Genomic DNA, 10,552 nt, shown 5'->3' with positions numbered 1-10,552 from the left:
AAGGCCGGCCCCTTTCCAAGACAAGGAAACCGGCCTCGGGCCGTTACGGCTCAAACCTGAGGAACCCTCAAACAATTACCGACCCACGCACCTAGCGCCTACCTCCGACCCCAGTCCGCGAAGGCGCCCGAACAAAAGCCCTGACCTGACTGGACAGATAACACATGACTTTATTAGCATCTTTCACTATTGAACCCGATTAGGCCGCTGCTGGCCCGGAAGGAGGCGCTCATCACCGCTGACCACGCCAAAAATTTTCCCTCCCGTTCGCTGAAAGCCCCTCACGAGGGGCTTTCCCTTTCTCTTAGGTCAAGCGCCCGAAGCTGAAGTGGCGGCGGTTTACCACGCCACTGTGCAACCGTGGTGGGTGTGTGGAGTCCTCCAGAAGCGTCGGGACTCTGTCCACACCGACACTCGGGGCGCCGGCCGCTACCCGGTCTCCAGATCATGGGACCCCGGGGCGGGATAGTCCGAGCCGGGGATAAAGTACTTCGAAGCCCTTCTCCAGGCCGCCATTCAGCGCGCCGATGACGTGACCGCCGTTAGGTACTCTGTAATAAGTAAGCGTCATTCCCGAAGCTTCAGCCGCAGCCGAGAGGTGGCGGGCCGCCTCGAGGTAGACGGCGTCGTCCGTGGAGGCGGTAAATATGGCGGTCGTGTCCGGGTAAGTTCTCTTTCCTACAATATTTGCCGGCTTCTGGGCATCGTAGGCTGCTTGGTTTCCCCCGAATACCTCCCTGAGGTTCGTAACTGGTTCTTCCGCGCCAGGGTATTCTCCCCCGGAAATGTCCAGGACATTTCCCCAGAGTGAGGGGTATTTGGCAGCGAAGTAAATCGCGCACTGCCCACCGGGGGAATAACCCCGCAATAGTCCAGAATTTCCGGTCGTCAAGGATATTCAGGTGGGTCCGTGCCCAGTCCACCACGTCACGGTTGATGAACGTCTCTGGCCGTCCATACACGGAAGAATCCAGGCACAGATTGTCAACCAGCGGGTCACCGAGTTGGTCTGCAACGATGACAATGGGTGCCAGCCCGTTGTGGCGGGAGGCGAAGTCATTCAAGATCGCCTCGACATATTGCGGGTCCGGGTCCCCTGGTTGTCCAATCATGAGAACCATCGGCGGAAGAGCGGGCGGGTTCGGCGCTTGCGCGGCCGGGGGAAGATACAGACCCGCCGGCCGCGAGGAAAATCCGGAAACCTGCGGCGAAATCGAAACCTGGGCGGTCGTGCCAATGGCCGGTAGCCCCTCGAGCGGTTTCCAGGTCTCCCATAGCGGGGCTTGGGGCTTGGCGGTGAGCGGACTGACGGGAGCCACAGTGATTTCCGGGGCAAGAGAAATTCCGAGAAAAGACGCCACCGTCCGGTGCAGCCCATAGTAGGCATTGACCCCCAGAACGGCGGTCGCAGCGAAAACGACCGCCGAGACGCGAGCCAGTACTTTGCGCCACAGCCGTTAATTTCGCAGGTTCGCTCCGCACACGCCAAGACCCGCGCAAAAGGCTACGATCCAGATCCTGACCGGCCACCCAAGAGGACCGCCGAAAGTATGCAAAAGGCGCTCAAACACAAGCAGAAGCACCGCCCCCGCGGCCGCGGCCGCGGCGATTCCACCGGCAAACCCGGACAGTAGAAGAGTCCGTGATGGCCGCGGACCAGAAGTGCACCCACGCACACACTACTGAGGACGAAAAACATCAGGACGAGCGGCCCGTCGACGATGTTCAGTGCCAACAACGATGAAGTCATGCCACCTTCTGTCCGCCGGGTGCGGCGCCGTCCGCTGGTCCGCTGAACTAAGTCCCGGTCTGCTGGTCGGTCACGATCCGATCATACGAAAAAAGCCACGGGCAGGGGCGCCGGGCAGCTGTTAACCATGGCCCAGGGTGGCCATAGGGTTTCGGCCCCGCCAGCCAATGCCGGCACAACAGCCCCGTCCCCCCGACGCCAGCCAGTCCATGAGTGCCCCTGCCCGGGACTCCACCGGGTTCCATCGGGGCAATGCCCCTCGTTTTCTAGTCCGGGAACGGACTTTCCAGGTCCGTCGGTCCCTTCGACCGTCTCGACGGCCGGACTCCAGCAGCGGCGGAGGTCACTGGCTTATTCTGGGGCCATGAACCCTCTCGCGTTCACAATGACCCTGCCCGCCCGTCCGATCACGCCCGTGATGGGGTTTCTGCCGCCGTGGTTGGACCCTATTGAGTTTCTGCGCAACCCCGCCTTCGCGCATTGGGTGGTTGCCATCGTGTGTGCTTTCCTTTTCATTGAAACCGGTCTGCTCGCCGGCTTTTTCCTGCACGGAGATTCGCCGCTGGTCGCCGCCGGCTTCCTTGTAGCCACCCGCACCATCCAGGTCAACATCCTGCTCCTCGCTGCAGCTGTGTTCTTCGCCGGCGACCAGACAGGTTACCTGATCGGCCGCCAGGCAGGACCCTCCGTCTTCAACAACCCAATTGCCTCTAATGCGCAGTGAATACGTGGACAATGATTACGGCTTCTTCGAAAAGTACGGGCGGCGGTCCGTTGTCCTGGCCCGCTTCGGTCCCATAGTGAGGACGTTCCTTCCCGTCGGTGCCGGGGTCGCCAGGATGACCTGCCGGCCCTTCATCGCCATCAACGCCCTCGGTGCGCTTCAGTGGGGTGTTGGCGTCACGCTGTTGGGCTTCTGGCTAGGCCGGTACGAATGGATCGGGACGAACATCGACCTGATCCTTACCGCGATCGTACTGTTCTCATTCGCCCCAGCGGAGTTGAACTGTTGAAGAACCGCAGACGACGAGCATCGCCCGATGGCCCTACCAGCAAGGGAATATCTAATGGACAAAACTGAAAACTCCAAGGAATCTCAGCCTGAACGGCCGACGCCACCAACCGTTGCATCCAAAATGGCCTTGATGTGGGCGGACAGGCTGGGCCGGGCGAGCATTCGGGCCATCCAAACCCTGGCTCTGATCGCACTGCTCTGGGTATTGGTGGAGGCTGCGACTCGTGTCCCACTCGTGACAACACCAGTTCTCATCGCCTTGATCCTGGCCTCAGCGATGGCGCCGGTTGTGCGATTACTGGCAGCCCGCGGCTGGCCTCGTGCAGTGGCGGTTCTGTCGTCATTCCTGATGATCCTGGTTGTCGGAGCCGGCATCGTTGGCGGCATCGTCGCCCTCGTGCGTCAACAAGCCGGCGCCTTGGCGGCCGGGGCCGAAGCGGGCATCGGCCGGCTCCAGGAATTCATCACCACCGGACCCGTAGCGCTATCCAGCACTCAGATCGACGCGGCCCGAAATGAGTTCCAGAAATTTCTGACCGGGGGCAGCCTCGGCGCCGACGCTTTGACAGGGCTGAGGACGGCCGGCGAAATCGTGGCAGGGACCATCCTGACCGCAGTGATTTTGTTCTTCTTCCTCAAGGACGGAGAAAAGATCCGGACCTTCCTCATCGGTTTTCTCCCGAAGCCTCATCGGGGCACCGCGCATCTGGCTGCGGACCGCAGCATCATCGTGCTCGGGGGTTACGTCCGCGGAACCCTCATTGTTGCCGCCATTGACGCCGCAATCGTGCTGGCGGGCCTGCTGATCCTGCGGGTCCCGCTGGCCTTCCCCCTGGCCGCGGTGGTCTTCCTCGGCGGCTTTATCCCCATCATCGGAGCGACGGCCGCCGGAAGCCTCGCTGTCCTGGTTGCCCTGGTCGAGAACGGCCCCTTACCGGCCCTCGTGGTGCTCATCATCCTTGTCGCGGCAAACCAGTTCGAACATCACCTCCTGCAGCCGCTCTTCATGGGCCGCGTCCTACGCATCCACGGACTGGTCATCATTCTGTCGCTGGCAGCAGGGGCAACTCTGGCGGGAGTCGTCGGCGCGTTGCTCGCAGTACCACTCACCGCAGTCGCCTGGACCATTTACAAAACCCTGTCGCGACCGGACACTCCGGCCCCGGAACCACTCCCCCAGATCCAACCCGACCAACAGGACTAGGCCTGGGGGAAGACCTGGCGCGTTTCGCGTAGGTGCCGGACAAGGCACCCAGAATCCCGAGCTTGGCGCGGAGGAAGCCGTCTTCCGCAACGCCGCCGCCGTAGATTTTGACGTTGGCGGCGACCAGATTTTCCGCATGTTCGCCTCCCCCACAGTTCGACGCCCGGTGACCAGGAGTGCAGGACGGCCATGACGATCAGGGCCCTTGGAGCCGTAGTGGCTGAACTTGTCCGGTAAGCCGGCCCGGCGGACGACGTTGGCCAGCTCGTTCAGGGCGATCAGTGCAGGTTTGGGCAGGCAATCGCCGCAGTCAGCGCTGTGGTGGGGCATCTGAGCCGGCCCCTCATTGGATACCGGGCGGCCTTATCGACCCGGGCGCGCTTGAACGCGCCCTTCCTCCAGGCCACCGGCACCACTGGCCGGGACCAGGACCAGGACCAGGACCAGGCCAGTGGTGAGGGCCTCGGCGACAGTGCACAAATCCGCAGGCCTTCATCCGGTCCTCTTCAGCCGGCAGCGCTGGAAGGTCCCGGCCGTGCTGCTGATGGGCATCGCCATGAAGATGTTGGTGATCTACGTGCTGTTTTACACGCCGCTCATCCACGCCCACCCGGTCATGGCTGCGATCTCCACCACCCGCAACGTGCCCCTGTGGTGGTCGGTGAGGCGGACGGCTGAGCTCGGCCGGAAGTCGACGGCGGTGCCGCAGCCGGCCCAACGCAAAAGGTCCCCGATCTAACCTTCCGTGGAGCTTTGGGGCCGGTGTTCTGCAATGAGTCCGGCGGCCATCCGTCGGGCCCGGCGGGCGGCCATCTTGTCGCCTTCGGCAGCGGCGATGATTGAGCCCTTCATGAGGATGTGCCAGGAGAGGGCGAATGCCTCGGAGTCCTCCAGGCCGGCTTCATCGGCCAGGATTCGAACCTGCTGTCGGATCCTGCCCAGGTATTCGATGCTCGCCTTACCCAGGGGATGGGCTGCCCCCATTTCCAGCAGCACTTTCACGAAGGAACATGCTTCAAAATCATCGTCCTGGAACCATTGGTCGTAAACATCGAAGATGGCCAGCAGCTGGTCCGCGGGGTTCTCCGCCCTGCTTCTGGCCTCCGGGACGACGGATCCCATCATCCACAGTTCGTCGCGACGCTTCAGAAAAGCCAGCACCAGATCGTCCTTCGACGGAAGCGGCCGGTAGAACGTTGCCTTTGCGACGCCGGACACGCGGATCAGCTCGTCGACCCCGACATCGCGGATCCCACGGCGCGAAAATAATCCGTAGGCGGCCACCACAATACGGGTATGGACATCATCAGGAGCTTCAAGGTCGTCGGCGATTGTCCTCATGCCAGCGAACTCTACCTTCCAAGGCCGTAGTCAGCGCCGCGCCGCCCGCTGCTTTTTGACCCGGCCCAACGCCCGCCGGGCCCAGTCCACGGGCTTGCCCTCCACGAGGAGCTTCCGGGTGTGGATGTCCAGGACCAGCAGGTAGAACGTGAACAGCAGCGCCGTCACGAACGCCAACGACGACGCGTCCACGGCCAGCTCCACAAAGGACCAGACCGAGAGCTGGTCCTGCGCGCCGAACACCACAAAGAAGGTCACACCCACGTAGAGGCTCCGGATCTGCCAGTCGTTCCGGATGCCGGTGACGGCCAAAAACGGCAGGAACCAGAGGATGTACCAGGGCTGGATGATGGGTGAAAGCATCACGACGGCGGTGAACGCCAGGGCCATTCGGCGCACCGCGCGCGAGTAGTCGCCGCGGAACATCAGCAGCAGGACCAGCCCGATGGCCGCCCACTTCGTCCCGGTCCGCAGCAGGTCCGCGAAGGTGCCGCCGGGCAGCCCGAGCACGTTGCCGAGGAACTCCACCTGCTGGCCCAGGAAACCTGACGGCGAATAGCCGGTGTACCCCGGCGTCGGATCCATGATCGCCCACACCCAGCCCAAGCCAAGGTTGTACGGTATGCCGCTGAGCGCCAGCACACCAAAGCTGATTCCCGCCGTCGCGCCCCACATGAGGAACTTGCGGGTCCACGAAGCGGCAGGCCCTGCCCACATGACCCCGATGAACGGGAGCAGCAGTACGGTGATCGGCTTGATGCCGATGGAGGCGGTGACAAGAAGTATGCCGGTGAGGTAATGCTTCGTCGCGGCCAAGTAGACACCGGCGACGGCGAGCCCCACCATGAGTGCGTCGTTGTGGGCGCTTGCCACGAAACTGATCAGGAACAGCGGATTGGCCACTGCGATCCAGAGCGCCCGGGCCCCATTGATGCCGTGGAGTTCGGCGAGCTTGGGCACGTAGATGACACAGAGGACCACTCCGACGCCAGCCAGCAACCGGAACAACAGGACGGAAAAGTCGGGTTGGGCGCCGGTCAGCCCCACCACGCCGCGGGCGAGCCACAGGAAGTACGGCCCGTAAGGGGTCCTGTTCTCGGCCCAAGCCGGGTCCGCGCCGAGGGCAAACCAGTTGCTGAGGGTGGAAATGCCGACGTCGTAAGGGTTTTGGCCCTCCATCACCAGACGGCCCTGGCCCGTGTAGGCGTAGACGTCGCGGGAGAAGATAGGAACGGCCAGCAGAAGCGGCAGGGACCAGGCTGAGATGGCGATCACCACGGACCGCAGGGATTGTTCGCCCCAGTCCCCCAGCCGTTGGCCGACCCGCAGCCAGGAGCGCATCAGCAGCATGGCCCCGACAGTTAGCAGGACGGTGGACAGGGTGACTCCCCAACCCTCGGTCCGCAAGGCGATGACCACGGGCTGGCGGATCATGGGTGAACCGTTGGCAATCCAGCCCGTGCCGATGGACCCCACAAACATCATCAGGGCGCCGAGGAAACCCTGCCAGATGGCGATGTAGGCCCGACGCTTCGCGGGTGCGGCAGCCGGTGCGGCGGCTACTGCAACGGCAGGCGCATATGACTTCGGGAGCTCCATGCCAGCGGACGTCTTTTTCGACGGTCCCGGGGAACTCTCCGAAGTGCTGAGGTGCGAACCGCCTGCCGTCATGTCTTGTGTGGTCCCCTACTTACGTTACGGCGCTGGCTGGACCAGCTAAAGGCCGGTCTAGGACCAAGCCATTTTAGCAGTTGGGATGCGGCGTGCCCCAGACTGGTAGGGCGGCCGCGCCCTCTCAATTGCCGACGAACCGGCGCGCCTCACCTCCTCCCCCGAAGGACGAAGCTGCCAAAAGCGCACTTCACCAGCACGATTGGACCCAGCAATGCCCGCACGAAGCGTCCCGGACGCCCGGCCCAGCACGCCTCAGCAGCTCCAGTCGGTCCGCGCAACATTACGTTCCCCGCGGCGACTTAAGACCGAGGCGCTGGCCGGACTGGTAGTGGCACTGGCCCTAATTCCGGAGGCCATTGCGTTCTCGGTGATCGCGGGCGTGGATCCGCGGATCGGTCTGTTCGCGTCCTTCATCATGGCGGTCACTATCTCGTTTGTGGGAGGCCGGCCGGCAATGATTTCCGCTGCCACCGGCGCCGTTGCCCTGGTCATTGCGCCGCTGATGCGCAGCCACGGCCTGGACCACCTCATTGCCGCCGTGATCCTGGCGGGCGTTTTCCAGATCCTGCTGGCGGTCCTGGGTGTGACCAGGCTGATGCGCTTTATCCCCCGGTCGGTGATGGTGGGCTTTGTGAACGCCCTGGCCATCCTAGTGTTTATGGCCCAGGTGCCCGAACTGGTCGGCGTTCCCTGGCTGGTTTATCCGCTGGTCGCCGTGGGCTTGGTGATCGTGGTGGGACTGCCAAGAATTACGACGGCGGTGCCCTCACCTTTGGTGGCCATCGTGGTGCTCACCTTGTTTGCCGTCCTCGCCGGGGTGGATGTCCCCACGGTCCAGGACAAAGGCCAACTGCCCGAGAGCCTGCCGTCCCTATTTATTCCCAACGTTCCCCTGACATGGGAGACGTTCCAGGTCCTGGCGCCGTTCTCGCTCTCGATGGCCCTGGTGGGGCTGCTGGAATCGCTGATGACCGCCAAGCTCGTGGACGACATCACCGACACCCGCTCCAACAAGACCCGCGAGTCCTGGGGCCAGGGCGTGGCGAACATCGTCACCGGCTTCTTCGGCGGCATGGGCGGCTGCGCCGTGATCGGCCAGACCATGATCAACGTCAAAGGCTCCGGCGCGCGGAGCCGGGTATCCACGTTCCTGGCCGGCGTCTTCCTGCTGGTCCTTGTGGTGACGCTCGGTGACGTTGTAGGCATGATCCCGATGGCCGCCCTGGTGGCCGTGATGATTTTCGTTTCGGCCATCACTTTCGAGTGGCACTCCATCGCCCCGCGTACCCTTCGCCGGATGCCCAAGTCCGAGACCGCCGTCATGCTGATCACCGTGGCAGTCGTGTCAGCTACGCACAACCTGGCCATCGGTGTGGGTGCGGGCGTGCTGGCGGCCACGGCGCTGTTCGCCCGGCGGGTGGCGCATTTCGCCACGGTGGAGCGGACCGTCGTCGAGCTTAACGGCGAAAACGTTGCCACCTACACGGTGGACGGGGAGCTGTTCTTCGCCTCCTCCAACGACCTTTACACCCAGTTCGAGTACGCGCTGGATGCCGAGCCGGGCATCGCCCGGGTGGTGGTGGACCTGCACGCCTCGCACCTGTGGGACGCATCCACCATCGCGGTGCTGGACGCCGTCACGGAAAAGTACCGCCGGCATGGCCGGGAAGTGGAGCTGATCGGGCTGAACTCGGCGAGCGCCCAGATGCGGGAACGGCTGGCCGGAAAGCTGAACCCCAGCTAGTCACGGCATGCAATCAATGGCTGTCATCCTTCGTCTGCTCCGCCGGCCGGCAAAAGGGTAGTTTGGCGTCGTAGCTTTCCAACAACGCGGCCTCCTGCGTTCCCGTTCCGAGGTCAACTCCGAGCTGGCCTACATCTTCTATAACGCCCGCTGGCCGGAACGCAACCGACGGGTGGCAGAAGAGGACCTGGCCCGGGTCTTCCGCGAACACCTTGCACCTTTCGGCGGACTGAACGGCTACGTGCGCGACAACTTCATCACCGATGCCCGCTCCTCCGAGATTGTGCTGCGGCCCGAGGACTTCCTGATCGCCCCCGCACCCTGGCACTCGGGCCGTATTGCGTCGCCGTCTTATAGAGGCGTTTCGCCCCCGCAACATTCTTGTTGTCGTGCACCTTTACGAATGTGGATTCCTTCGTGTCGCCCTGGAGCGTGACACCGTCGGTGCGGTGCGCCTCGTCGCAAATGATTAGGTCGAAGTCGGGAAGACCATCGCGCTGTGCCCCTGTGATCGCATCGATGAACTGGTAGCGGTCGAATTCCCCACAGATGGCCTAGTGGCAGTGAAGCCGATCGGCTGTCCGCGTCCCGGAAACGAAACTGCCCCGGGTTACAAAATCCAGTGGACCCGGGAGCGGTTCGATGGATCGAGGTTTAGGGCTGTACGTACAGGACCTCTCCTGCTGACTTTCCGCTGTGCAGGTCCCAATATGCTTCGGCGATCAAATCCGGATCGAAGAACGTGCCGGTTTGGACGGCGCCCCCGATGGTCACGGTGCCCACATTAAGTCCTTGTGCGGCGAGTTCATCGGCCAGGGTGAAGGTCAGGTTGCGTAGCCCGGCCTTGCTGATGGAGGCCGATGCCCTGGACGCAACGGGATTCAAGCCCAGGAGTCCGCCGGTGAAAAGGATGGAACCCGAACCGCGCGTAGTCATGGCGGGAGCCACCAGCTGGGCGCAGCTCAGCGCCCCGACCACGTTGACCGCGAAATCCCGGGTCAGGTCCGCGGCGTCCAGGGCGGAGGGGTTGGCAATCGTGTTGGCACCGACGTTGTAGACCAGCACATCCAAGATTCCGTGTTCGGCCTGAATGCGGCCGAAAGCCGATTGCAGGCTCTGCGGGTCCGTCACATCGGCGACGATACCGTGGGCCTCGATGCCAGCATCTTGGAGCTCCGATACCCGAAGCTGAAGTGATTCAAGGGTCCTGGCCAGAAGGATCACCGTGAAGCCGTTGGCGCCAAACTTCCTGGCCACTCCGGCACTGACGCCCGGACCGGCGCCCACGATGGCCACGCACTTCTTGTTCATTTCCGCTGCTTTCGATTGACGTGATCGCGATGACAACCAGTCTGGTGGAAAGGAGCTGGAGACGTTCGAAGCGTGGGCAGGCATTCCATGTCATTCGCGTGGGAGGACTGGATTTTCAATGTATCACTCGAAAAAGTCCCTACGTTGGAGCCTTTGGATGCACAAGCGCAGATGTTTTCCCTGCCGCCGCGGACCTGCGCGGGGCGTCCATTTCATTCCCCTGTTCGGTGTGAGAATTTTCATTCGGATGCAGTTGGTACGGGCCAGCCACGCGGAACGCCGAGTGCCTTTATTACCCGGTCAGCGCATTCAATTCGTGGGCCGGTCCGGCCTGGGCTTTTCGCTGAGCGCCCTCAAGTTGCAGTGCCGGATGAAGGTGTGCGGGCGGCTCGCTGCTCTTGTTCCTGGGACATGAGCTGCCGGTCTTTGCCGTCGGAAATTAACCAATCGAGCACTTCTGGGTCTCCGCCAAAAGGGCAGCCGGCGCGTAAATACCATCCAACGCGTTCGGAC

Annotated in this window: 7 protein-coding genes and 1 pseudogene; 5 read left to right on the top strand and 3 right to left on the bottom strand. The window is 63.0% G+C overall.

The features are described 5' to 3' along the window. The first annotated feature begins 2,135 nt into the window (after nt 1-2,135). From ABIB45_RS18640 to ABIB45_RS18625, 4 genes and pseudogenes are all read left to right on the top strand, one after another. Complete coding sequence (locus ABIB45_RS18640; protein ID WP_354217324.1) at nt 2,136-2,474, top strand: SNARE-associated domain-containing protein; 339 nt, start codon at nt 2,136-2,138, stop codon at nt 2,472-2,474. After that, nucleotides 2,464-2,763, top strand: coding sequence for a VTT domain-containing protein (locus ABIB45_RS18635; RefSeq protein WP_354217323.1), 300 nt, complete (start codon nt 2,464-2,466; stop codon nt 2,761-2,763). The genes ABIB45_RS18640 and ABIB45_RS18635 overlap by 11 nt, the downstream gene beginning before the upstream one ends. Nucleotides 2,764-2,817: 54 nt before the next feature. Next, nucleotides 2,818-3,969, top strand: a complete 1,152-nt coding sequence (locus ABIB45_RS18630) for an AI-2E family transporter (RefSeq protein WP_354217322.1) — start codon at nt 2,818-2,820, stop codon at nt 3,967-3,969. Nucleotides 3,970-4,486: 517 nt separating this feature from the next. After that, a pseudogene (locus ABIB45_RS18625) lies at nt 4,487-4,708 on the top strand (hypothetical protein); the annotation flags it as partial. Here ABIB45_RS18625 and ABIB45_RS18620 read toward each other — a convergent pair. After that, a complete protein-coding gene (locus tag ABIB45_RS18620) occupies nt 4,705-5,310 on the bottom strand; it encodes a TetR/AcrR family transcriptional regulator (RefSeq protein ID WP_354217321.1) in 606 nt (201 codons plus the stop codon). The pseudogene ABIB45_RS18625 and the gene ABIB45_RS18620 sit on opposite strands and share 4 nt — an antisense overlap. A gap of 30 nt (nt 5,311-5,340) precedes the next feature. Then, nucleotides 5,341-6,909 carry a polyprenol phosphomannose-dependent alpha 1,6 mannosyltransferase MptB gene (mptB, locus tag ABIB45_RS18615; RefSeq protein WP_502914547.1) on the bottom strand — a complete coding sequence of 523 codons (1,569 nt, stop codon included), beginning with the start codon at nt 6,907-6,909 and terminating at the stop codon, nt 5,341-5,343. Between the two features lie 286 nt (nt 6,910-7,195). Between mptB and ABIB45_RS18610 the strand changes: the two genes are divergently transcribed. Then, entirely contained in the window at nt 7,196-8,728 is a 1,533-nt protein-coding gene (locus ABIB45_RS18610; protein ID WP_354217319.1) for a SulP family inorganic anion transporter, read from the top strand. 654 nt (nt 8,729-9,382) lie between these two features. Here the strand turns inward: ABIB45_RS18610 and ABIB45_RS18605 are convergent. After that, nucleotides 9,383-10,039, bottom strand: coding sequence for an SDR family NAD(P)-dependent oxidoreductase (locus tag ABIB45_RS18605; RefSeq protein ID WP_354217318.1), 657 nt, complete (start codon nt 10,037-10,039; stop codon nt 9,383-9,385). Between the last annotated feature and the right edge of the window lie 513 nt (nt 10,040-10,552).

This window comes from Arthrobacter sp. UYCo732, from assembly GCF_040547265.1.
In the GTDB taxonomy this organism is placed as follows: Bacteria; Actinomycetota; Actinomycetes; order Actinomycetales; family Micrococcaceae; genus Arthrobacter.
This window is presented reverse-complemented; position numbering and strand designations above follow the sequence as displayed.